Raw genomic sequence first — 21069 nt, forward strand, 5'->3', positions numbered from 1 at the left:
TTTCGTTTAGCCTCTCAGCTCGCGATCCGCGAAGGGGCTTCAGTCCTCAAATCAAAAGATGCCAAGCATGCATCCCAAAACGCTGAGTACGAAGATTCCAAGGATGATGTAAATGGTCTTAACGTTTTTATTAAGCAGCCAGACGCAAATGAAAGTCGCGGCAAGGGGCAGCAAATTCGGGAAGATCTGATCGAAGATAGACTGCAGCGCGGTTTCCGTACCGCCAAGCGTAAACGTTAAGCTGGTGGAAAGCGAGACCATGGTCGCGATCATCGCGCCGATAACGGTCATACCAAGGATCGATGCGCCATAAGAAAGGCGTTCCATAAGATGCGCCTCTTCCGACTTCTCCAAAAACTGGGTTCCCAGCTGATAACCGAGTTTTCCCGCAAGAATTTTGGTTGCAAAATGAATCGCGGTGTACAAAAGAAAATAGAGGATGCTGCCCATCATGTTGCCGGTCGAGGCGAGGCCGATTCCGATTCCGGCGCAGATTACTCGAAACGTTCCCCAGAAGAATGAGTCACCGATTCCCGAAAGGGGACCCATCAGGCCAACCTTGAGGTTATTGATTGCCTTCACGTCAAAATCCGGATTCTTTGCCGCCTCCTCCTCCATGGCGACGGCCAGGCTTAGGACGAACGGAGAGACATGGGGCGTGATATTGAAGGTCTCGGTATGCCTTTCGAGGGCAGCGTAGAAGTCATCATCGCTCGAATAGATTCTACGAAGGGGCTTCTCGAGGGCGTACATGCATCCGTACGCCATCATCTTGTCGAACGACCAAGAACCCTGAATGGTAAACGAACGCCAGAATATACTGCGCTGCTCCGCGGGGGTCATCGTCCCGACGCCCTGCTTATTTACCTGAAAAGCCTGCTCGCTCATTAGAAGTCCTCCTCTTCATCAAACTTCATGTTGAATACTGCAATGAGGGCAACGCAAAGACCCGCAACCGCGACGCCGATAACATCCATGCCCAGGTAAACGACCGCAATGAATCCCAGGAACAGGTAAGGAAGAATCTTGTTGTTCGACATGATCTTGATAAGCATGGCCAAGCCGACACAAGACAAAACGCCAGCCGCAACGTTGAATCCGTCGAGTACAACCTGCGGAATCGCGTTCAGCGCCGCATTGATTCCGTCCGCGCCAAAATACAAGGAAATGAACACCAGCAGCGCCGAGGGAATGCCAAGAGACAGAGGCACGACCGTAAGATGCAGAATATTTGCCCTTTTAAGATCGCGTGCGTCCAGCGCCTCCTGGATCTTCGTTCCAGCCCAGCTCCCCGGGACGGCATAGCAGAAATTTCTCCACATCTGCAAGAAGACAGAAAGGGGCAGAGCCAGCGCGACGGCAGAACCAGCGCCAGTACCGGCATTTATCGCCACGGCGATGCTCACGTACTCGAAGCGTACACCTCGGGGGGAACGGCGCTGCCAACCATGATGGAGCCCATAAACATTGCTTCAAGAGCCGCTCCGACGGTTACACCCGTCTGGATATCGCCCATAATCGCACCGACCAGCATGCCGGTGAATAGGGGGCGTGCCATCATGCTTGCACCAAATAGTTGTTCATCGACCGAAGCGAGGAACGCAACAACGGCGACTAGGGCTGCTTGAATAATCATTATTCCCACCTCTCAAACTCTATCTCGTAAATTAGTTCCCCACCTAGATAAGTGTTTCGACGGGAACGCTCGCCTCCGTTGGGACCGGCTGGCACCCTACCGAGACTCCCATGGAGAGGAGCTCTCGAATCGCCCCGATTTCCTCGTCCGTAGCGAATACCGAAGACGTAAGCTGCCGGCGGCCTTCAAGACGCTTCATGTTGCCAAGGTTCACGCTGGTGACGAGTCCGGTGCCCTTCGCAAGCTTGAGAGCATCCGCCACGCTGTCGACGACGATAAGCATCTTGTATTTATCCGTCTTACCGGAGTTAAGAACCTCGACAGCATCATCAACGCTTTTGGAGACGAATTTGACGCCGGCGGGCACCGCCATCTTAAGCGTCGTCAGGCGGAGCTTGTCTTTTCTAACGTCATCGTTAACCACGAAGATGCAATCGGCATTGAGGGAGTTGGTCCACGCAAGCGCCACCTGGCCGTGAACGAGGCGCTCGTCGACGCGCAATAGCTTAATCATTAGTACTCAACCACCCGATAGTAGCGGCGTATATCAAGATCGTGATCGCGAAGGATCGAGAGATGGGTGCTCACGCGCTCCAGCATCGCGGACATGACCAGAGGGGAGACGAGCGGGCGGACGCTCTCTTCGACTCCCTCAAGTTTGAAGTCCCTAGTGTCCCATACCTGAACTTTGTCGGTATGCTGGCGCACGAACCGCTCGACTCGGTCAACCAGGGGACGGGTCTCGTCCTCGCTCTTAAAGAGCATGAAGCTCATTTCGGGATCGGTCATCTCAATGGTGCCGTGGAAGAATTCCGCAGCATGGATGGACTTGGTCGCGATCCACTGCATCTCCTCGAGCACGCACATCGCGAAGCAGTAGGTCTCGCCCCAAACGTTGCCGGAGCCAACGCACATGTGGAACGGAGTATCCTTGTGCCTCGTTGCGAACTCGAGCGCCGCGGCGTCCTGCTGCTCCCTCACGCCCTGGAGAACATCGGGCATCTTCTTGAGGGCGCCCATGAAGCTGTCGTACTCGGGGAACTCCCCGTTATTCTTCATGAAGCGGGCGGCGATGGCAAAGTACTGGATATAGATCTCCTCGACGAGGTTGTCGTTCGATGCCTTCTTGTTCTCGAAAACGTAATCCGAGCATTCGGACAGTGGGCAGCCATCCTCTCCAACCAAAGAAATGACCTTAGCACCGAGGGACTGGGCGTACTTCGCTGCCTCGATTGTCTCGACAGTGGTTCCCGAAAGAGATGCCGTGATTACGACAGAATCCTTGCCGAGCGACACCGGCTTTGCTTTCACGAGCTCCGCGGCGATCTCCCAGTACCAGGGGATAGAAGAATGCGTCTTGAGAAGGTAGGTAACAGGACTTGCCATGGAATAAGTACCACCAGATCCAACCAGGTAGAGGTTCTTGTAGCCCTTCTCGCAGATCCCATCAACCGCCGCGTTGATTTCGTCGATGTTATCAATTGCCTTCTCAAGTACCTCGCGATAGATCGCTTCGTCATATCCAACCATGTCAATTCCTTCCTCGTCATACCAAGATGCGGTGGTCTAATTACTAAGCGTTGCAACCACTTGTTATTATAGATATACCTATTAATCAGAAATGACAACCACTATGACTTTTCAATCTACCATTTTTGCCATGAACGGTAGTTTTCCACCGTTATTTGGTATATTTATCTGACCATGTGGTTAGAGAAGAGTTATCGCTGATGAATTCGATCGACGATATTGCTAAAGCGCTGCAAGACGGAATAGCCTCGGGCGCATATCCCTGCGGAACGCGCATCCCTTCCGAGAGGACACTCGCCGAAACATTTGAAGTGAGCCGCGCAACGATCAGGTCGGCAATCGATATCCTTGTCGATACGGGCCGACTCAAGCGGGTCCATGGCAAAGGAACATTTGTCATGCAAACCGATATCGACGATGCCGCCATACACTTCAAGGGTATGAACGAGCTCCTTAGTCGCGCCGGCTACGAACCGTCCTCGAGCATATTGAGGACCCAGCTCCGCTCGGCAGGATTCTGCCTCTCCCGTATCTTCGATGTCCCCGAAAGCTCTGAGCTATTCCAGATTGTCCGCTTGCGCTCCGGCAACGGAGTCCCAATCTCCGTCGAAAACACGTTCACAATCCCGTCGCTCATAAAGGGTATCGAATCGATAGATTTTAAGGTCTACTCCCTTTACGACACCTTCCGGATGAACCACGTCGAGATCCAGCACATCAACCAGAAACTGTCGAGCACCCGCGCCCGACAGAGCAACGCCCGAGCGCTTGGCACGGCGGAGGGCACCCCCGTCATGCGCATCCAAATCACCGCGCTCGACGGAGGGGACAACGTCGTTGAGTTCACCGACGTCGCCGTTCTACCTGCATTCTGCAGCTACTATACTGATGCCATCATCTCAGACGGCGTCTACTCGATCAACTACCAGGGCATCTAGGGATCCTCATGCCGAAGCTTTTCAATCTTCTCTCAAGCGACGTTGAAGAATACGTACTTCAATTTATTGAAACGCACGGCCTCAAAGCAGGAGACCGACTTCCAACTGAACGATCCCTTGCGGAGGAGCTCGGCATCACCCGCTCGTCATTAAGAAGCGGACTGCAGGCGCTCATCGACCAAGGAGTCATATATAGCAAGCAGGGAAGCGGCTCATACCTCTGCCACCCAAAAGCCGTTCGCTCCCTTGCAAAGTATTGCTTTCCCTTTGCCGACGAGAACCTTGCGAACAAGCGTTACGAAGCGATGCCGGTCGGATCCTTACCCTCCGACCTCGACTGGCTCGAAGACTATCTCATGGCAAGCAACGATAGGGACGTCGCCCAGCTTGACCTGTTTCTCGAATCAATTGATAACTGCCTCGTTGCGCTCACAGCTAACGCCCAATCGGCACAATCATGCGCCTTGTTCCCAAACTTGTTCAAACTGAACAACGTACCCGCTGGCATCGTCCAGACTCAGGAGGTTAGGGTCTTCGACAAACCGAGCGGCTCGGTTTCAAAGCTCCTCCGTACGCGCGAACCAGAGACGCTGCTCCTACTCCAAAACAGGTTGCTCCTTGGCGATCGTCAGATAGCCCTCTCCTACTCCATTTGCGTCGGCACACGCGTCGATCTCATATCGAGAACTGGTTTACCCCGCAGGCCCAATTAAACCTCCGGTAAAACTGCTGCACGACCATGAGCCGATTCTTTGTAACCGCTGCAACTTGAGTCTTCCGTAAGGGCGGGGCGTCTGGGAGATGCCACGCTAGCGCCTTCATGAGCGGCAGTCCAGGTAGTCACGTCGACCAACACGAGATATGGGCAATGGTTCCGGCAAACGATTCGAAATATGGTGCCGTTCGACTCGCCGCCCTCGACCGATACGAGCAACATGCGAGGAAATTCCCTACGCCGCAGAATCGGTCGCCCGTCATGGAGTAGCGAGGCACGGTCATCGTTCTTTGTACGAGCGCCGGGACCGACCTGAGGGACGGCTTTCTTGTGGCGCCTACCGCTTATCAGTCCGCTCCCAGGTTTCTAAATCGCTCGTAAAACGCTTTCAGGCGCGCGACGACTCGCGACTTCACCTCCGCGCAGGCGTTTTGCGGCGCGAAGCGCGATAACTTCTTTGTCATGATGCCCGCGATCGCGGCGTCCGCCTCGGGAATACCGCCCATTAACCACACCTCCCAGACCTCGGTGAAGCTGAGAGAGCCAGAGTCGAAAGGTGCCCGCACCGCACCGCCTGACAGGAACGGCGATATGTGAAGCAAGCGCATGATACAATCGCTCGGCACATCCCAACCATCACCCCCACCACCGCAAAGGAGCAGCATCCGTGGCGAACGTCGTCGACAACCTCACCGACCGCGCGTTAGAGCTTGCGCGCCTCACCATAGTCCGCCGCATCATCACCGCGATCGCCGTCTTCGTGTCCGCTCTTATCCAGACGTTCCTCATCCAGGCGTTCGTCCAGCCTGCGGACCTTTTGCCCAGCGGCTTTACCGGCGTGGCGGTCCTTGTCGACCGCATCACCTCGCTGGGAGGCGTTCGAATCGACACCTCCCTCGGCATGCTCGCGCTCAACATCCCCGTCGCCCTCATGTGCTGGAGCGGCATCAGCAAGCGCTTTGTCATCTTCTCCATGGCGCAGGTCGCGCTGTCCTCGCTCTTCCTCAACGTCTTCCATTTTGCTCCGTTTTTGGGCGATAAGATCATGCTCATCATCTTTGGCGGCGTGGTCTCCGGCCTCTCCATCGCCATCGCGCTCAAGGCGGGCGCATCTACCGGCGGCACCGACTTTATAGCCCTATGGGTCTCCAACCACACCGGCAAGACCATCTGGGGCGTCATCTTCGCTTTCAACTGCTTCATCCTGGTCATCTTTGGCTGGATGTTCGGCTGGGACAACGCAGCGTATTCCATTGTGTTCCAGTTCATCTCCACCAAGACCATCGACAGCTTCTACCATCGCTATGACCGCGTGACGCTGCAGATCACCACGCGTCTGGCGGACGAGGTCATGACCGCCTACGTCAACCACTTCCAGCACGGCATCAGCTGCGCGGAGGTCATCGGCGGCTACAGCCGCGAAAAGATGTACCTGCTGCACACCGTGGTCTCCACATATGAAAGCCAGGACATCATCAAGCTGGTGCAGGATATCGACCCGGGCGCCGTCATCAACGTATTCCACACGCTCAACTTTGTGGGCGGCTGGTGGGGAGGCCACGTGGACGAGCCCCTGCCCACGGCAGTTCCCGATCCCGATAAGCCCGCCCGCCTGCTCTCCAAGCAGGCTCGTCGCAACGAGCAGTCGCGCCTGCAACAGGACGACGGCCGTTAGACCGCTACCTTCAACCTAGACGCATAGCGCCGCCGGCTTCCCTAGAAGAAGACGGCGGCGCTTCTTTATTTATTGGAGCGAACGCTGAATATGCGACGACGCTATCCCTCGATAGCATCGATGGCGCGGATGAACGCCGAGCGCATGCCCGCCGCCTCGAGCTCCGCCACGCCGCGGATGGTGGTGCCGCCGGGCGAGCATACCGCGTCCTTCATGGCGCCGGGGTGCGCACCCGTGGCAAGTTGCAGTTTTGCCGTGCCAGCCACCATCTGGCTCACCATCTGGTAAGCCGTGGCGCGCGGGATGCCGTGCTTGACGGCGGCATCGCCCAGGGCCTCGATCACCATGGCGATGAACGCGGGCGAGCAACCGCCCACGGTACCAGCGACGGAGAGCAGGCGGCTTTCAACCTGAACCACGGATCCCAAGAGCTCCAACAGGCCGTGCACCAGCTCCGTCTCGGCATCGTCCAGCGTATGCTCTTTCTCGCACGCGATCACACCCTCATTGATGGAAACGGGGGTGTTGGGCACGGTCGAGAGATGATGCGTACCCGCAAGCAGCTCCTCATAGCGGTCGCAGCCCCAGCCCGCGGCAACAGACAAAATGGCCTTTGAGGCAAGGGCGCCTGCCAGCGGAGGCAGGACGGACTCGATCATGTAGGGCTTGATGGCGATAACCACCACGTCCGCAGCGTCGACAACCTCCGCCGCATCGGCAAGGGCATGCATGCCCCTGGCCTCGCAGCGCGGCACCAGCGCCTCGTAGCGGCCAGCGCACGCGTAGAGATTGCCCGCCGGCACGGCGCCGGACGCGATCCAGCCGTCCGCCATGGCGGATGCCATATTGCCAAACCCGATAAAACCAATCTTGCACTGTGACACGTCGACCATGGACGCCCTCCTTCGCAACCGCGCACGCGGCATAGCTGTTGTTTTGCTCGTTGACTATTGTGGCGCGGCAGACGCAACGCCGCAAATCGGAATGCCGGCTACAGGCCCGGGTAGAGCGGATGGGCCTCAAGCAGCTCGTCCACGCGAGCGCGAACGGCCGCGAGGACGCCCTCATCGTCCGCATTGAAGACCACGCGAGCGATAAGGCCGCCGATCTCGCGAAACTCATCCGCCGTAAAGCCGCGCGTGGTGCCCGCCGCGGAGCCGACGCGAATACCGCTGGTCACAAACGGGGAACGCGGCTCGCCGGGAATAGAGTTCTTGTTGACGGTAAGGCCCGCGGCGTCCAGTAGATGCTCGGCGTCCTTGCCGGTGACGTCTGCGGGGGTGAGGTCGACTAGGCACAGATGGTTGTCCGTTCCACCCGAAACCAGGCGAAGACCGCCCTGGACCAGACCCTCGCCCAATGCCGCCGCATTAGCGACCACGTTGTCGATGTACTCGGCGAACGACGGCTGCAAGGCCTCGCCAAACGCAACCGCCTTGCCTGCGATCACGTGCATGAGAGGACCGCCCTGGGTACCGGGGAACACCGCCTTGTCGATTGCGCGGGCAAGCTCCTCGTCATTAGTGAGGATGAACCCGCCGCGCGGGCCGCGAAGGGTCTTATGGCTGGTAGAGGTCACCACGTCCGCGTGAGGGAAGGGCGACGGATGGGCGCCGGTAGCGACCAAGCCGGCGATATGGGCCATATCGATCATAAGGCGCGCGCCCACGCCGTGCGCGATGGTCGCCATGCGCTCAAGCTCGTCATAGTCGATGGTCTCCGTCTCAAGGTTAAGGCCGTACGGAACGAAGTTGTACAGCTTGCCTGAGAAGTTGACCGGGCTGCCGTGGGTAAGATGCCCGCCTTGGTCCAGGCTCATACCCAAGATGGTATCGCCCGGCTCCACCAGCGCGGCATAGGCTGCCAGGTTGGCGTTGGCGCCGCAATGAGGCTGGACGTTGGCGAACTTGCAGCCAAACAGCTCGCAAGCGCGCTGGCGGGCCAGGTTCTCGACCACGTCCACCTTCTCGCAACCGCCGTAGTAGCGGCGCGAGGGATAGCCCTCGGCATATTTGTTGGTAAGCACCGTGCCCACCGCCTCGAGCACGGCGGGGCTAGTAAAGTTCTCCGATGCGATCAGCTCGATGGTCTGGCGCTGGCGCGCAAGCTCGTCATCGATCGCGGCGGCGATTTGGGGGTCGGAGTCGGCAAGGGATTTCATGAGCATGTCTGGCTCCTTTACAATCATGTTGTACTTCTCGCCCGCATATAAGGCTGCCGCGGCAAAGCGACCGCAGGAGCCGCGCCGCACAAGCGGACAACATACCAACGCTACCCCGCGCGAGCACCGCTTACACGCCCGTTTCGCCGAAGCGGCGCAATTTAACATGACGGCGGCTGCCCCGGCGCTATACTGTGGCCAACTGCCGCGACATCCCCGCGCAAAACCGCGCCGGCCGCACAGGAGGCACGCATGAGCAAGCGCCACACCGACATCGATCCGTTCAACGCCGGCGAGCCCATTTTGCCGTGGTGCGATCCCGATTCCTTTGATGATGATTCCGGGTTTGATATTGAGGACGAGAACGAGAGCACCCCGCACGAATACCCCGGCAGCTCCTCGTCCAGCTCCGCCTCAAGCCGCAGCAGCTCCCGGACATCGTCCAAACAATCCGCGTCCAAACGCCCAAAAGCGTCGGCGCACAGCGCTTGGAGCTCGCTTGACCTTAACAAGCCTGCGAAGTCGAGCAGAAAGACCAAGAAGGCAAAGGCTCTAAGCTCAAGCGACCAGCCGGTAAGCACGCGCAACCGCACGCGTCCCGTTCTTATAGGCATCTTGGTGCTCTTTTTGCTAAGCGGCGGGTTTTCATTTGTCGCGCGCATCCCCGGCTGCATAGCGGGAACCTTCTCGTCCTTTTTCAGCTCATCCGGCAGCTCGCTTGAAGACGATCTTGAAGACGCGCTGCCCGGAGGAGCACCAGAAGCACCCAACTACTCTGCAGAGGATCTTTCGGAGGCGGAAAACGCGTGCCTGGATGCCACCACGTCGCGCATGGAGCTGCTCACCACCCCTGGCACAGCCGAATACCAGCAGGCAACCACGTTGATTGCGGACGATTTTAACCAGGCGTGCGAAGACTACCTATACTACAGTGCCGATGAGCTGGGTCTTAACGGCGAGACCGTGGCCACCTGGCTAATAGGCAGCCTGGATTACCAAATGTCGAGCGTCCACGCGTTTCCCAATGACACCCCGCCCTACGGCTCCGCCTACCTTGACGTCACCGTTGCGGACCCCTTGGGCCTGTATGACTCGTTTTTTACGCCCGCCTCCAACTACCTTATGGAGCAAGATCTACTTGGGTATGATGACGAGCCCGGCCCCAGCGATGAGGTACGCTGGCACCTGGGCGGGATGCTACAAGACGCCATAGACTCCTCAACGGAAACGGCCCAACCTTTTGTGCGCTTTGAGCTTGTCTACGCCAACGGCACCTGGAGCATCAGCGAGACCGAATACGTCTCTGAGCTTGAGTTTATCTTTGGCATGTAGCATTACAGGGCAAGGTGCCAATCGCCCACATAGCGCACGCTTAACATACTCCCACAAGATACGAAGGGATGAAACGGCCGAAATGACACATCGTCATGCACGCGGTGCCCGATGCCAAAACAACGTGGTACGGAAGCGCGCCATATTAAGCGTCTCGGCAATGCGCCCGCTTGCCGATAGGCGGGCGCGTCCATCGGAAACAACACTCGAACAAACTCCTTTGAGCGTTAAATGATGCATAGTCTTGTCATCTACGACGAATAGAGCGAAATGGCTTTCCTGAACACTTCAATTAGCGATTGCGTATCAACCTATGGCACTTTTTTCTAAGAAAAAGCAGCTCCAATAGCTGTTGCCTTGTTAGTCACGGTAGCCTTATTTTTCGGCGCCGTGACATGGATTCTGCTGACATCGCCGGGCGGCGGCGAAATCCGCAGTGCCATGTTTTTCAGCGATGGAACCGTAACGGATATATCAATTGAAAAGCATCACGTAGACATCTTAATCAATCGCTCCGACATCTACGATTCTGAATCAATCGTGACGTTCGACCTCTCCAACCATGCTGAAGAGCTCGACGACCTGAGCTTGGGAGAGATGGTCACCGTTCATCATTGGATCGACAGCAGGGAGGGGAAAGCAGTCGATGCAAGGTCGGTTGAACCAATTGAACCAAATACTGACGGCAACGCCAGGTGAAGAAAAACCTGACGGCTCCATCGAGCCCGCGGATATCAGCTTGTCAGGTGAGCGACGACTAACGATCATCGCGGCAGGCCGAGCAGGCTGGAGATATAGAACGCGGACCCAGGTCGAAAAACCCGGGCCCGCATAGTCATGCCTCTTGGCAATGGCTTTCTCATATTATTAAAAAGGCCCCATTGCTGGAGCCTCTTTCAATTCAAGATGGTGCGGGCGAAAGGACTTGAACCTTCACGAGCCGGAGCTCATATGGACCTGAACCATACGCGTCTGCCAATTCCGCCACGCCCGCGCACTCGTTTATAATAAACCAATAATCGACTTGGGTTCAAGAAGTATTTTCAACTTTTTTGGACGAGCATCGCAAGCGCGCCCGCAACCCCGTCAATCTACCGCAAGGCCCCTACTCGCGGCACAGATGAATGGCAAACCCGCCAATCTCTTCCTTAAAGTAGACCAGCTTGGTGGATCCGTCCTCATACAGGGCGCGCGATTCCTCGTTGATCTCGAAACCACGATCGCTAAACCACTTCTCTGCGGCGACAATGTCATTCACGGCAAAGCCAATGTGGCCATGAGTGCCGCGACCGTTCTGCTTCATGGTCTCCACCAGGGTGTCGGAAAAGAAGGACACGGGCACCTCGTTCACGGGCAGGCCCATCAGCACAGAGAAGCGCTCGGCGATTCTCTTCGCCTGCTCCGGATTCTCCGCGTTGATGCCCACGTGGGCGATATGCATGTCAAACAGCTCTACAGGGTTCTCGCTCATACCGTTCTCCCATCGGTCAGTGTGCGCCACGCGCACATGCGAAAAAACGAAGCGCCCGCAAGCATCCATGCAAGCGAGCGCCGTAGCACATAGAGCGCTGCGGAAACCGCAGCAATGCAGCCCTTTGGCCTACTGAGCCATAAGGTCGAGAATCTGCTTCTCGGCGTCGGCCTTGCCCATACCGGTCAGGAAGGGAACGCCGCTCACATAGGCGCAGGTGATACCGGCGGGGGCGACGGTGGTGGCGACCAGCATGTCGGCGCCCTCGCAATTGGCAGCGGCCTCGGAAATGGCGCACTGGACAATCTCGTACTGACCCTCGTAGCCGTTGGCGTTCAGCAGGTCGCTAACCTTCTTTGCCACGGCGGTGGAAGTAGCAACACCAGAACCGCAGGCAAGGACGATCTTCTTCATGAGAACTCTCTCCTCTCGGAAGTTACAGACAGGTACTAGTTTACTTCACTTTCCGCATGTGGCCACCTTCATAGGTGTCTAAGTTATCTTCTTTTATCGCATCTTCTGCTATGCCAAAGGTCGCTCCGTCGGCGCGCCCGCAACTACACCCGGGACCCGCCGCACAACCTGGCCATGCACGCGCACAACGCCGCCGCGTCGTCGCACGCCAGAATCTCGTCCACTTTATCCGCGTCCATAAAGATCTCCATCAACGCCTGCAAGGCCTCAACCTGCCAAGCGCCATCGTCTTCTTTACCGGCTTCCGTATGGCCCTTAAGACCCAAATTGACAATCAGCCGCGCGCCAACCGTATCGCCCATGCCCGCCATGGGCTCAAACGCAACAGGCGTTTTTGGACGAACAGCCGCGATATAGGGCTTGATGATATGGCACGGGTCCGCATGGGGAATCGCCACGCCGAGCTCTTGGCACGCAAGGCCGGTTGGATAGGCGCGTTCCCGCTCGCGTATGGCATCCAACCAGGTATCCGCCACATAACCGCCCGCACGCAGATGGCGCCCGAGCAGCTCGAACACGTCATCGCTGCTACCAAGCTCGCAATCGCAAAACGTCAGCGCTTCGCAAAACAACGTCGCATCCATCGTAAGGCCTCCCGCCACTCGCCGCCCGCACTCCAGCGCTCCCATGCGCCCGCAAGATCGCGCACCGCGATACCAAAGCAGCCGGCAACGCATATGCGCCCCGGCTGCTACATATCCTATGGTAGGGGCGGTGGGACTCGAACCCACAATCCTTTCGGCCGAAGATTTTAAGTCTCCTGCGTATGCCAATTCCGCCACGCCCCCGCATGACGCTACGGGTCGCCCCGCACGTTAGAAGTCTAACACGATACGCGCGGCATCCACCCTATGGCGGGAACTTCTTTGCACAGCGCCTCATAAAGCGTTGCCGCCATGCCCGCCATAAGGCTGTTCTCGCTCACCGTTAGCGACCCGTATCCACCGGTGCGCATAAGCTCGCCTATAACCAGCGAGCCGGCAAGAATGACGGGCGCGCGCTTGGGCTGTATACCCGGAAGCGCCGCGATCTGCTCAACCGACAACGTTGAAAGCCGCCTTTGCGCCGCCTCCACCTGCGAAAGTTCCAAATCATGCAGGTGGACCAATGAGGAATCGTACACCTGCATGCCGCGATCCATCGCCACCAGCGTGGTCACGGTGCCGCCCACCGCCACCAGGCGCTCGGGACGGCGGGCCATCCGGGACCAGTAAGGCTCAAACTGCTCGCGAGCAAAGTCGCGCGCCGCTTCAAGATCTTCCGCGCGCGCCGGCTGGCAGCTCAAAAACCGCTCTGTAACGCGGCGGCATCCAATGTCCATCGAGCGGGCGCATTCAACCTCAAGCGGCTCGCCAGGCGTATAGCGACCAACCACCACCTCGGTCGACCCGCCACCCGAATCCGCAACGGCAATGCGCTCGCCGGGAAAATCATGTGCCACGCCGTAAAACGTCAGCTTCGCCTCGACCTCGCCGGGAATCACCTCCGGCACAAGCCCCAGGCGCTCAAGCCCGTCCAGCAGGTCTTGCCCGTTCGAGGCGTCTCGCGCCGCACTTGTAAGCGTGGTGCACACCGCTCGCGGGGCAAACGCCTCGATGTCCTCAACAAAGGACGAGCACGCCTTGAGCACGCGTGCCACGGCGGCGTCCAAAAACCGCCCCGTCGCGTCGACGCCCTCGCCCAGATCCGTAATGATCGTCCTCTTGCGAGAGTCGACGATCACGCCGTCCTTCACCTCGGCCAGCAGCAGGCGCGAAGACACCGTTCCCAAATCTATGGACGCCACGCGCACCATATCACCACGCTGCACGGCGCTCTCCTCTCTACCCTATTCGCCCGTTGACTTCACAACCTGGTCCGAAGGGCCAGAATAGAAGAACAGGGAGTCCAACACCTTGTAATACCAGGGGGATTTTGCGTAGACTTCGCGCTCCGCCCGCTCAACTTCCGCAGATGTGGACGGTTCGCTGGACGAGGAATCCGCCGTGTCCGCATTCGCCCCATCGCTCCCGCTATCGGCAGCGTCACCGCTCGCAGAATCCGCAGTGTCGCCAGAGCTGGCATCATCGCCAGAACCTGCAGCATCGTCGGATTGCGCGCCGCCGGCCGATCCGTCCTGGGAGGACGCCTGCCCGTTATCGCCCAGCTGATCCGCGCCCTGCACGGTAATAGGGGTCTCGCCCGGCATCACCATGCCCTGCTCACGAGCCGCCTCCTCAATACCCTCTTGCGACAGGTACTTGTTCACCTCTTTTTCCAGCGACTCGTTGTACTTCTCCCTAATGGCCAGCTGCTCTTGCAAAATGCCGTTAGTCCTATGGGCGATGTAGAGGTCGCGCACGGGGAAATAGACGCCGAGGGCAATCACGGCGACTACCAGCACGTAGAACACGGCGCGATACGGGCCGGACGTAAAGTCGTAGAGCGCCCGCACCACGCGGTTGTCATTGGCGTACTTCATCAGGCTCGACTGCCGGCGCGCCTCGTACGCGGCACGGCGGCTCGCGCGCTCCTCGTCCACCGCAGAGGCCCCAGCCCGAGCACCCGCGCTCGCGCCGCGCGCAGACCTTCGCGCGGGCGCCGCACCCGCCGAGGCGCTCGCGGCAGCGCCTTTCACGCGCTCGGCGCCTGCGGAGACGGCATCCTTGACCTTACCGGCAAAACCAGACGACCTGCGCGCAGTCGGCTCTGCGGAAGGAGACGATGCGGCGCCTGCGGCGGATACAGAAGTCGTCCTCGCAGCGCGATGACCCGTCGCGCCGGAACGAGCCGTCGCCGCAACCTCCGCCGCGATACCGGAACGACGGACGGACGGCCTATCGGCGGCAGTGCGGTTCGCAGCAGGCCTGGCCGCTCCCTTGGGAGCTCGGCGATGCGTCGGCGTCTGCTTCGCATCCGTCTGCCCCTGCTCGGCCTCGCCGTCCTTGTGGCGATGCCCGCGCTTTGCAGATGCAGATGCGGCCGCCTCGGAATACGCGCTCGAGACGGGCTTGACCTTCGGCGGCATTGGCTCGCCGGCGGTGCCGTTATGGACGGAAAAACCGTTGTGCTGTGAAGTGTTGTTCATGGGCGCCTTGTTTGGTTGAGGTACGGTTGCGCTATCTTGCCTTCCAGTTATACCACGCGCGGGCGGCTCAGTTGTGCAGGCTTAGCGTTGAGCCGCGCCGGCGCGCCGCGCGAGCTGTCTTGGACGGCGCGAAGCACGTTAATACAGCGCCATCTCCATCAAGCCAAACAACGTGGTGCACGCGGGATCGCCCGCCTTGATCGAGCCAAACATCGCCTTCCAGATGAACTCGGCGAGATGGTCCGCATCAAAGCGCTCGCGCGCCGCGGGCGTGATCGCGGCATCGCTCTTTATATGCGACGCGATTCCCGCGCAGATGCCCCTGAAGCACTCCTCCTCGGCGGCGCGACTCCGCTCAAGGGAGCGCGCGTCAAGCGTAGAGATCTCGCGAAGCCAACTCGCCTGAAAATGCCCCAGGGACTCGCTTAGCTCCTCGGCCAGCCTGCGACAGTAAGCAAGCAGGCTCTTCTCGGCGCCGTCAGAGGACTCCTCGGCGTTTGAAAGCACGCCCGCTTCCTCGATGGCGGCGCGCCAAAAACGAGCTACGACCTCGGTCACCAACGACGCCTTATCCGGAAAGTAGTTATAGATGGTACCGATGGCAACGCCGCACTCGTTGGCGATGGTTCTAATGCCAAGCGACGCCATGCCGTCCTTCTGCGCGCGCTCGTACGCCACGGACAAAATCGTTTCGCGAGAAATCGCAGGTTTGCTCCCCATACCGCTCCCCTCCCGCCAAACAACGCCAAACGTGCTTGGCAACACACAAAATGAACTGTGTTCATCATAGCGGAACGCAAGTGAACAAGCAGGTGGAGAATTCATGGGGGAAAATTGGACGAGAAAAGTTCTCCTTGCAGAACCCAGTTCTCGTCCCTAAGATGAACCTTGTTCAGATGAACGGTGTTCACCACGAACATCGACCACCTATTCACCTGCTAAGGAAGGGAATTAAGCAATGTCACCCATGCTCATGATCGCCAGCCTCGCCATCACCGCGACACTTGTCTTCTACACCATCGGCGTCTTCGCCGAGCGCCGCGCCGGCCACCTCAACGGCCGTCATCTCGCCCTGTTCTGGGCCGGCCTCGCCTGCGACACCACCGGCACCACCGTAATGACCATCATGGCGCGCACCGCGGGAAGCGAGCCCGCGCCCGCCATCCACGGCATCACCGGCCTGCTCGCCATCATCCTCATGCTCTTCCACGCCGGCTGGGCAACCCTGGTCTACGTGCGCGGCCGCCGTCATGATGACAAGGCGATTGCGCAGGAGCAGACCTTCCATCGCTTCAGCACCATCGTATGGCTGCTCTGGCTGGTGCCCTATATCATCGGTTTGCTCGTGGGCATCCCCATGATTCACATGGCCACCGTCCCCGCCGTCATCCTCAGCGTCATCATCGTCGCCATCCTCTCCTTCTTCCTGCTTCGCCCCGCGAACAAAATCGCTCGCGCATAGCTCAACCCTGCGTGATCGATCGCGCGTCCAAGCAAAAGGACCTGCAGCCCAAACCGGCTGCAGGTCCTTTTTTCACATCAACGCCTCGTTGGGCGCGGCGGTACAGCGTGCGCTAGCGCAGGTTGTAAAACGCGTTCCTACCGGCGTAGCGCGCGCTGCCAAACAGCTCGTCCTCGATACGGATAAGCTGGTTGTACTTGGCGATGCGGTCGGAGCGGCAAGGAGCGCCGGACTTGATCTGGCCCGCATTGGTCGCAACCACCAGATCCGCGATGGTGGAATCCTCGGTCTCTCCGGAACGGTGGGAGACGATGCAGGCGTATCCCGCCTCCTTGGCCATCTCGATCGCCTCGAGGGATTCGGTCAGCGTGCCGATCTGGTTCACCTTGACCAGGATGGCGTTCGCCGCTCCCAGCTCGATGCCCTTCTTCAGGCGCTCGGTGTTGGTGACAAACAGGTCGTCGCCCACCAGCTGGACCCTGTCTCCGATGCGGCGAGTCAGCTCGACCCAGCCGTCCCAATCCTCCTCGGCCATGCCGTCCTCGATGGAGATGATGGGATACTTCTCAACGAGCTCGCACCAATAGTCGACCATCTGCGCGCTGGTAAGCTCGCGGCCCTCGCCCTTAAGCTCGTACATGCCGGTCTGAGTGTTGTAAAACTCGGTCGACGCGGGATCCATGGCGTACATAAAGTCCACGCCCGGGGTGTAGCCGGCCTTCTCGACCGCCTTGTTGATGTACTCAAAGGGCTCGGCATTGGTCTTGAGGTTGGGGGCGAAGCCGCCCTCATCGCCCACGCCGCCGCCAAGGCCCGCCTCGTGCAGCACGCCCTTAAGCGTGTGGTAAACTTCCGCGCACCAGCGCAGGCCCTCGGTAAAGGTAGGGGCGCCCACCGGCATGATCATGAACTCCTGGAAGTCCACGTTGTTGTCCGCATGCACGCCGCCGTTCAGGATGTTCATCATAGGCGTGGGCAGCAGGTGGGCGTTGACGCCGCCCAGGTAGCTGTACAGCTCAAGGCCGGCAGACTGCGCCGCCGCGCGGGCGACGGCAAGCGACACGCCCAGAATCGCGTTTGCGCCCAGGTTTGCCTTGTTGGGCGTGCCGTCCGCGGCGATCAGGGCGGCGTCGACCGCACGCTGGTCAAACGCGTCCATACCGATCACGGCGTCCGCGCACTCCTTGTTCACATGGTCGACGGCCTTGGAAACGCCCTTGCCCAGATAGCGCTCGCGGTCCCCGTCGCGCAGCTCAACGGCCTCGAACGCACCGGTGGAAGCGCCGGAGGGCACCATCGCGCGGCCAAAGGAGCCATCATCGAGCACAACTTCCACCTCAACGGTGGGATTACCGCGAGAGTCCAATACCTCGCGACCGTACACATCGAGAATCTCACTCATATTCGTCCCCTTTCATTGGATACGAGAGCAAGCGACCCCGCCGAGATTCTTCCCGGCGAATGGTTAGACTTGGATAACTTCTTTAGTATGCCCGAGCGCGGTCCAACCATGCACGGAAAACCAAGAAACCAAAAGATTCAACAATGCTGCAACGCCTTAGTATGGCGCTCGCACCAAAAAAGCCGGGGCAACCCCCTACAGATCGGTATTCCTACCCGCACGTATCTCTGCGGTAATCTGGACGAGTGCGTCCGGAAACGCGATACCCTCGCGCGAGCTTATGCGGGCGACATCCTCATATTCGGGCTTGGAGCGGTGCTCGCCATCGGGAAGGACAACGGTCTTGACGCGCACCGGTCCCAGAGACGTCTGCTCCACGCGCTCGCTGCGCTCAAGGACCTCGCGGTCCATCATCGTCCAGCGAACGCCAATGGTGGTGGTCTCCAAAAACAATAGCCGGCGCATGCGCTCGGCATCCTGAGGAGCGGCGATAACCTGCAGCTGATAGGCGGGCCGACCCTTCTTGCCAAAGACGGGCAGCCAGTGGGCCTCAAGCGCGCCGTCGCGAAGAAGCGCCTGCGCCGCATGGGCCATGCCCTCTGCGGGCTGGTCGTCCACGTCGCATTCCAGCTCGATCACCCCGTCGACATGGGGCTGAGGCTCCCGCGCCCGCTCGATGCGATGAACGCGCACCAGCGATGGCACGCTGTAGCCCCTCTTGCCCGCGCCCATGCCCGTCGCCAGGATTGTGTAGGGAAAATCGGGGGCGCGGCGAGCATCCAACGCGGCGATAAGCGCGGCGCCCGTAGGCGTTACCAGCTCGCCCTCAACATCCAGGTGCGACGTGGGCAGCTCGCAGGCGCGGCAGATGTTCACCACCGCCGGAACGGGAACGGGGATGACGCCATGCTGGCAACGGATGGTGCCATGGCCGTCTGCTAGCGGCGTGGCGTAGACGGCATCGGGATCAAGGCTATCGGCCAAAACCGCTGCGGACACGATGTCGACGATAGAGTCGATCGCGCCAACCTCGTGAAAATGGACCTGGTCCACCGGCAACCCGTGCGCCTGTGCTTCTGCCTGGGCGAGAATCTCGAACGCGCGCGCGGCGATGGCGCGAGCGCTCTGCGTCATCTGCGCGGAGTCGATGATCGCCATAACGTCATGCAGGTTACGGTGCTCGTGATGATGCTCGTGGCGGCGGGCGTGCTCGTGCTGGTGGTCATGGTCGCCATGGGTGTGCCCGTGCGCATGGGCGTGCTCGCAGCAGTGATGGTCATCGTCCTCGTGCGCATGCTCGTGCGCGCGGCCGCACCGCCCCTCACCATGACCATGCAGATACGCCATATCATGGTCGTGGGTCTCATGGCCATGGCGCAGCACCACGTCGAAGTCGCAGGCACGCATGCCCGCCTTGGTCACGGTCGATATCGCTATCTCAAACTCGTCCGCAACGGAAAGACTCGACAACGCGCGGTCCAGCGCTGCCGAATCGGCTCCGGCGTCCAGTAGCGCAGCGACCAGCATGTCCCCGCTCACGCCCAGCGAGCAATCGATGTACAGCGAACCCATATAAACCCTCTCCCCCAGCAGCGCGAAGGCCCGCGCCTATTTCATATGATTGATGAGCGACGCCTGGTACGCGGCGCCAAAACCGTTATCGATATTGACCACGGAAACACCGTTGGCGCAGCTGTTGAGCATCGCTAGCAGCGCGGCGACACCGCCCAAGCTCGCCCCGTACCCCACGCTGGTGGGAACCGCGATCACCGGGCAGCTCGCCAAACCGGCCACCACGCTGGCCAGCGCGCCCTCCATGCCGGCGACGGCCACGATAACGCGCGCGTCGCGGATGCGCCTCTCGCACGCAAGCAAGCGGTGAATGCCGGCGACGCCCACGTCATAGGCGCGGTCCACGCGGTTGCCCAAATACTCAAGCGTGCGCGCCGCTTCCTCGGCAACCGGCAAGTCGCTGGTTCCAGCGCAAACCACAAGCACCGTTCCCAGCCCATCCGGCTCCTTGGCATCTCCAACCATGCCCAAGCGCGCTACGGGGTCGTACTCCATGGCGATGCCGCCGGCGGCAAGCAGCTCGCTCACGCCGGCGGCCTTCTCGCCGTCAAGACGCGTTACCAGCACCCGACGCTGACAGGCCTCTAGCATTGACGTCACAATGCCCGCTATCTGCTCTTTTGTCTTTCCTGCACCATAGATGATCTCAGACGTGCCAGTACGGGCGCCGCGCTGGTTATCAACCGTGGCAAAGCCAAGGTCGGTCACCGGCGGCACCTGCAGCGCGCGCACCAGCTCATCGGGCGGCACTTCCCCGGCGGCCACCCGTTCAGCCAGCAGTTTTGCATCGGCTGCGTCCATCGTCCACTCCCCCTAGTCCATTACAAACTGTTCCAGATAGTCTGCATCATGCACCACAATATGCGAATCATGGCCCTTTGTAGAGATAACGCCCTTTTCGCGCAGACCGCGCAATATGCGGTTCACGCTGTTTCTGGACGAGATACCGCAGAACTGGGCTATGTCCTCGTTGGTCACGTCCAGCGAGATCACCGTTCCGTCCTTGCACGGCTCGCCGTATTTAACGCTTAAGTCGAACAGCAAGGCCCCCACCGCGCCTATTTTTCCGTTCATGGTCAAAAAGCGCGTGCGGTCAAACGCGTCTTCCAGGTTTCTCCGATAGTAATCCTTTACGTAATCAAGCAGACGATGGTCCTCGTTCACGTACTTCCAAAACGTCAGCCGAGGCACCACGTAAAACAGAGCCTCGTCCGACTCAACCCGTACGCTGAACGGAGACTTTGCCTTGGCGCTTTCCTCGTCCCGCAACAGCGAGACCGGGCTGGGCCCCTGCATATAGAACACGTTGAACTCGGTGCCCTCACGCATGGTGACGCTCGCCTTGACAACGCCCTCGATCAGGACATAGACGTGCGATTGATCGAATCCGTAGTAGCAAAGGTACTCGTGCCGATGTTTCTTAACTTCCGGGTATCCCTTCGACCTCAAGTACTCAACGAGGTAGTCGTGGACCTTCTCCACACGCCTCACCCCTTTCTAACACGCTTGGCTGACAGGCTCGCTACTCTACGTGACAGAACAAAACGCCAAGTAACAAATGGTACCAACAATCGATACTTCCACCGGACGCTCGCCCCTGCATAGTTGCAGGTAGCGAAGCGCGGTGTAAAAGA

At 59.4% G+C, this 21069-nt stretch carries 22 protein-coding genes, 2 tRNA genes and 2 pseudogenes; 7 read left to right on the top strand and 19 right to left on the bottom strand.

Annotated features, from left to right (window positions below; translation table 11 throughout):
- Nucleotides 1-51: 51 nt before the first annotated feature.
- From HMPREF9452_RS04785 to HMPREF9452_RS04800, 4 genes and pseudogenes are all read right to left on the bottom strand, one after another.
- Nucleotides 52-888 carry a PTS system mannose/fructose/sorbose family transporter subunit IID gene (locus HMPREF9452_RS04785; RefSeq protein WP_009140998.1) on the bottom strand — a complete coding sequence of 279 codons (837 nt, stop codon included), beginning with the start codon at nucleotides 886-888 and terminating at the stop codon, nucleotides 52-54.
- Nucleotides 888-1636, bottom strand: a pseudogene (locus tag HMPREF9452_RS04790) (PTS mannose/fructose/sorbose/N-acetylgalactosamine transporter subunit IIC). Before HMPREF9452_RS04790 ends, HMPREF9452_RS04785 begins: the two are co-directional and overlap by 1 nt.
- 43 nt (nucleotides 1637-1679) lie before the next feature.
- Nucleotides 1680-2150, bottom strand: coding sequence for a PTS sugar transporter subunit IIB (locus HMPREF9452_RS04795; protein WP_009141001.1), 471 nt, complete (start codon nucleotides 2148-2150; stop codon nucleotides 1680-1682).
- Entirely contained in the window at nucleotides 2150-3166 is a 1017-nt protein-coding gene (locus HMPREF9452_RS04800; protein ID WP_009141002.1) for an SIS domain-containing protein, read from the bottom strand. The genes HMPREF9452_RS04795 and HMPREF9452_RS04800 overlap by 1 nt, the downstream gene beginning before the upstream one ends.
- A gap of 200 nt (nucleotides 3167-3366) precedes the next feature.
- Here HMPREF9452_RS04800 and HMPREF9452_RS12140 point away from each other — a divergent pair.
- The 3 genes and pseudogenes from HMPREF9452_RS12140 to HMPREF9452_RS04810 form a co-directional block, all read left to right on the top strand.
- Nucleotides 3367-3552: pseudogene (locus HMPREF9452_RS12140) on the top strand (GntR family transcriptional regulator); the annotation flags it as partial.
- Between the two features lie 12 nt (nucleotides 3553-3564).
- Nucleotides 3565-4104 (top strand): GntR family transcriptional regulator, encoded by a 540-nt coding sequence (locus tag HMPREF9452_RS04805; RefSeq protein WP_232205026.1) that lies wholly within the window; start codon nucleotides 3565-3567, stop codon nucleotides 4102-4104.
- Between the two features lie 8 nt (nucleotides 4105-4112).
- Nucleotides 4113-4817 (top strand): GntR family transcriptional regulator, encoded by a 705-nt coding sequence (locus HMPREF9452_RS04810; RefSeq protein WP_009141004.1) that lies wholly within the window; start codon nucleotides 4113-4115, stop codon nucleotides 4815-4817.
- 349 nt (nucleotides 4818-5166) lie between these two features.
- On the opposite strand, the gene HMPREF9452_RS11940 is transcribed toward HMPREF9452_RS04810, so the two are convergent.
- Nucleotides 5167-5325, bottom strand: a complete 159-nt coding sequence (locus HMPREF9452_RS11940) for a hypothetical protein (protein WP_187116494.1) — start codon at nucleotides 5323-5325, stop codon at nucleotides 5167-5169.
- A 161-nt stretch (nucleotides 5326-5486) separates the two neighbouring features.
- Between HMPREF9452_RS11940 and HMPREF9452_RS04815 the strand changes: the two genes are divergently transcribed.
- Nucleotides 5487-6494 (top strand): YitT family protein, encoded by a 1008-nt coding sequence (locus tag HMPREF9452_RS04815; RefSeq protein WP_009141006.1) that lies wholly within the window; start codon nucleotides 5487-5489, stop codon nucleotides 6492-6494.
- A gap of 101 nt (nucleotides 6495-6595) precedes the next feature.
- Here the strand turns inward: HMPREF9452_RS04815 and proC are convergent, their stop codons facing one another.
- Entirely contained in the window at nucleotides 6596-7387 is a 792-nt protein-coding gene (gene proC / locus HMPREF9452_RS04820; protein WP_009141007.1) for a pyrroline-5-carboxylate reductase, read from the bottom strand.
- A 98-nt stretch (nucleotides 7388-7485) separates the two neighbouring features.
- A complete protein-coding gene (gene glyA / locus HMPREF9452_RS04825; RefSeq protein WP_009141008.1) occupies nucleotides 7486-8661 on the bottom strand; it encodes a serine hydroxymethyltransferase in 1176 nt (391 codons plus the stop codon).
- A 246-nt stretch (nucleotides 8662-8907) separates the two neighbouring features.
- On the opposite strand from glyA, the gene HMPREF9452_RS04830 reads away from it, so the two are divergent.
- Nucleotides 8908-9987, top strand: coding sequence for a hypothetical protein (locus HMPREF9452_RS04830; protein WP_009141009.1), 1080 nt, complete (start codon nucleotides 8908-8910; stop codon nucleotides 9985-9987).
- A gap of 357 nt (nucleotides 9988-10344) precedes the next feature.
- Nucleotides 10345-10686 (top strand): hypothetical protein, encoded by a 342-nt coding sequence (locus tag HMPREF9452_RS04835; RefSeq protein ID WP_040362331.1) that lies wholly within the window; start codon nucleotides 10345-10347, stop codon nucleotides 10684-10686.
- Nucleotides 10687-10894: 208 nt separating this feature from the next.
- Here the strand turns inward: HMPREF9452_RS04835 and HMPREF9452_RS04840 are convergent.
- The 8 genes from HMPREF9452_RS04840 to HMPREF9452_RS04875 form a co-directional block, all read right to left on the bottom strand.
- Nucleotides 10895-10981: transfer RNA gene (locus HMPREF9452_RS04840), tRNA-Leu, on the bottom strand.
- A gap of 111 nt (nucleotides 10982-11092) precedes the next feature.
- On the bottom strand, nucleotides 11093-11458 hold the full coding sequence (locus tag HMPREF9452_RS04845; RefSeq protein WP_009141010.1) for a VOC family protein: 366 nt from the start codon (nucleotides 11456-11458) through the stop codon (nucleotides 11093-11095).
- A gap of 129 nt (nucleotides 11459-11587) precedes the next feature.
- On the bottom strand, nucleotides 11588-11872 hold the full coding sequence (locus HMPREF9452_RS04850; RefSeq protein WP_009141011.1) for a PTS sugar transporter subunit IIB: 285 nt from the start codon (nucleotides 11870-11872) through the stop codon (nucleotides 11588-11590).
- A 143-nt stretch (nucleotides 11873-12015) separates the two neighbouring features.
- Nucleotides 12016-12516 (bottom strand): PTS sugar transporter subunit IIA, encoded by a 501-nt coding sequence (locus HMPREF9452_RS04855; RefSeq protein WP_009141012.1) that lies wholly within the window; start codon nucleotides 12514-12516, stop codon nucleotides 12016-12018.
- Between the two features lie 119 nt (nucleotides 12517-12635).
- A tRNA-Leu gene (locus HMPREF9452_RS04860) sits at nucleotides 12636-12720 on the bottom strand.
- 35 nt (nucleotides 12721-12755) lie between these two features.
- Nucleotides 12756-13742 carry a Ppx/GppA phosphatase family protein gene (locus HMPREF9452_RS04865; protein WP_009141013.1) on the bottom strand — a complete coding sequence of 329 codons (987 nt, stop codon included), beginning with the start codon at nucleotides 13740-13742 and terminating at the stop codon, nucleotides 12756-12758.
- Nucleotides 13743-13760: 18 nt separating this feature from the next.
- On the bottom strand, nucleotides 13761-14999 hold the full coding sequence (locus HMPREF9452_RS12145) for an FtsB family cell division protein (protein ID WP_009141014.1): 1239 nt from the start codon (nucleotides 14997-14999) through the stop codon (nucleotides 13761-13763).
- A gap of 138 nt (nucleotides 15000-15137) precedes the next feature.
- Nucleotides 15138-15719, bottom strand: coding sequence for a TetR/AcrR family transcriptional regulator (locus HMPREF9452_RS04875; RefSeq protein ID WP_009141015.1), 582 nt, complete (start codon nucleotides 15717-15719; stop codon nucleotides 15138-15140).
- Between the two features lie 238 nt (nucleotides 15720-15957).
- On the opposite strand from HMPREF9452_RS04875, the gene HMPREF9452_RS04880 reads away from it, so the two are divergent.
- Complete coding sequence (locus tag HMPREF9452_RS04880; protein ID WP_009141017.1) at nucleotides 15958-16461, top strand: HsmA family protein; 504 nt, start codon at nucleotides 15958-15960, stop codon at nucleotides 16459-16461.
- A gap of 112 nt (nucleotides 16462-16573) precedes the next feature.
- Here HMPREF9452_RS04880 and eno read toward each other — a convergent pair whose 3' ends face one another.
- The 4 genes from eno to HMPREF9452_RS04900 form a co-directional block, all read right to left on the bottom strand.
- Nucleotides 16574-17863 carry a phosphopyruvate hydratase gene (eno, locus tag HMPREF9452_RS04885; protein WP_009141018.1) on the bottom strand — a complete coding sequence of 430 codons (1290 nt, stop codon included), beginning with the start codon at nucleotides 17861-17863 and terminating at the stop codon, nucleotides 16574-16576.
- Nucleotides 17864-18058: 195 nt separating this feature from the next.
- Complete coding sequence (gene larC / locus HMPREF9452_RS04890) at nucleotides 18059-19435, bottom strand: nickel pincer cofactor biosynthesis protein LarC (RefSeq protein WP_009141019.1); 1377 nt, start codon at nucleotides 19433-19435, stop codon at nucleotides 18059-18061.
- 36 nt (nucleotides 19436-19471) lie between these two features.
- On the bottom strand, nucleotides 19472-20236 hold the full coding sequence (gene larB / locus HMPREF9452_RS04895; RefSeq protein WP_009141020.1) for a nickel pincer cofactor biosynthesis protein LarB: 765 nt from the start codon (nucleotides 20234-20236) through the stop codon (nucleotides 19472-19474).
- 12 nt (nucleotides 20237-20248) lie between these two features.
- Complete coding sequence (locus tag HMPREF9452_RS04900) at nucleotides 20249-20917, bottom strand: Crp/Fnr family transcriptional regulator (RefSeq protein ID WP_009141021.1); 669 nt, start codon at nucleotides 20915-20917, stop codon at nucleotides 20249-20251.
- Nucleotides 20918-21069: the final 152 nt, after the last annotated feature.

The sequence above is a fragment of the Collinsella tanakaei YIT 12063 genome (assembly GCF_000225705.1).
Taxonomy (GTDB): Bacteria; Actinomycetota; Coriobacteriia; order Coriobacteriales; family Coriobacteriaceae; genus Collinsella; species Collinsella tanakaei.

Bases quoted from the DNA above. Each gene is read 5' to 3' on its own strand.
- HMPREF9452_RS04785 (WP_009140998.1), bottom strand. From the start codon at position 888: ATGAGCGAGCAGGCTTTTCAGGTAAATAAGCAGGGCGTCGGGACGATG.
- HMPREF9452_RS04795 (WP_009141001.1), bottom strand. From the start codon at position 2,150: ATGATTAAGCTATTGCGCGTCGACGAGCGCCTCGTTCACGGCCAGGTG.
- HMPREF9452_RS04800 (WP_009141002.1), bottom strand. From the start codon at position 3,166: ATGGTTGGATATGACGAAGCGATCTATCGCGAGGTACTTGAGAAGGCA.
- HMPREF9452_RS04805 (WP_232205026.1), top strand. From the start codon at position 3,565: ATGCAAACCGATATCGACGATGCCGCCATACACTTCAAGGGTATGAAC.
- HMPREF9452_RS04810 (WP_009141004.1), top strand. From the start codon at position 4,113: ATGCCGAAGCTTTTCAATCTTCTCTCAAGCGACGTTGAAGAATACGTA.
- HMPREF9452_RS11940 (WP_187116494.1), bottom strand. From the start codon at position 5,325: ATGGGCGGTATTCCCGAGGCGGACGCCGCGATCGCGGGCATCATGACA.
- proC (WP_009141007.1), bottom strand. From the start codon at position 7,387: ATGGTCGACGTGTCACAGTGCAAGATTGGTTTTATCGGGTTTGGCAAT.
- glyA (WP_009141008.1), bottom strand. From the start codon at position 8,661: ATGCTCATGAAATCCCTTGCCGACTCCGACCCCCAAATCGCCGCCGCG.
- HMPREF9452_RS04830 (WP_009141009.1), top strand. From the start codon at position 8,908: ATGAGCAAGCGCCACACCGACATCGATCCGTTCAACGCCGGCGAGCCC.
- HMPREF9452_RS04845 (WP_009141010.1), bottom strand. From the start codon at position 11,458: ATGAGCGAGAACCCTGTAGAGCTGTTTGACATGCATATCGCCCACGTG.
- HMPREF9452_RS04850 (WP_009141011.1), bottom strand. From the start codon at position 11,872: ATGAAGAAGATCGTCCTTGCCTGCGGTTCTGGTGTTGCTACTTCCACC.
- HMPREF9452_RS04855 (WP_009141012.1), bottom strand. From the start codon at position 12,516: ATGGATGCGACGTTGTTTTGCGAAGCGCTGACGTTTTGCGATTGCGAG.
- HMPREF9452_RS12145 (WP_009141014.1), bottom strand. From the start codon at position 14,999: ATGAACAACACTTCACAGCACAACGGTTTTTCCGTCCATAACGGCACC.
- HMPREF9452_RS04875 (WP_009141015.1), bottom strand. From the start codon at position 15,719: ATGGGGAGCAAACCTGCGATTTCTCGCGAAACGATTTTGTCCGTGGCG.
- HMPREF9452_RS04880 (WP_009141017.1), top strand. From the start codon at position 15,958: ATGTCACCCATGCTCATGATCGCCAGCCTCGCCATCACCGCGACACTT.
- eno (WP_009141018.1), bottom strand. From the start codon at position 17,863: ATGAGTGAGATTCTCGATGTGTACGGTCGCGAGGTATTGGACTCTCGC.
- larC (WP_009141019.1), bottom strand. From the start codon at position 19,435: ATGGGTTCGCTGTACATCGATTGCTCGCTGGGCGTGAGCGGGGACATG.
- larB (WP_009141020.1), bottom strand. From the start codon at position 20,236: ATGGACGCAGCCGATGCAAAACTGCTGGCTGAACGGGTGGCCGCCGGG.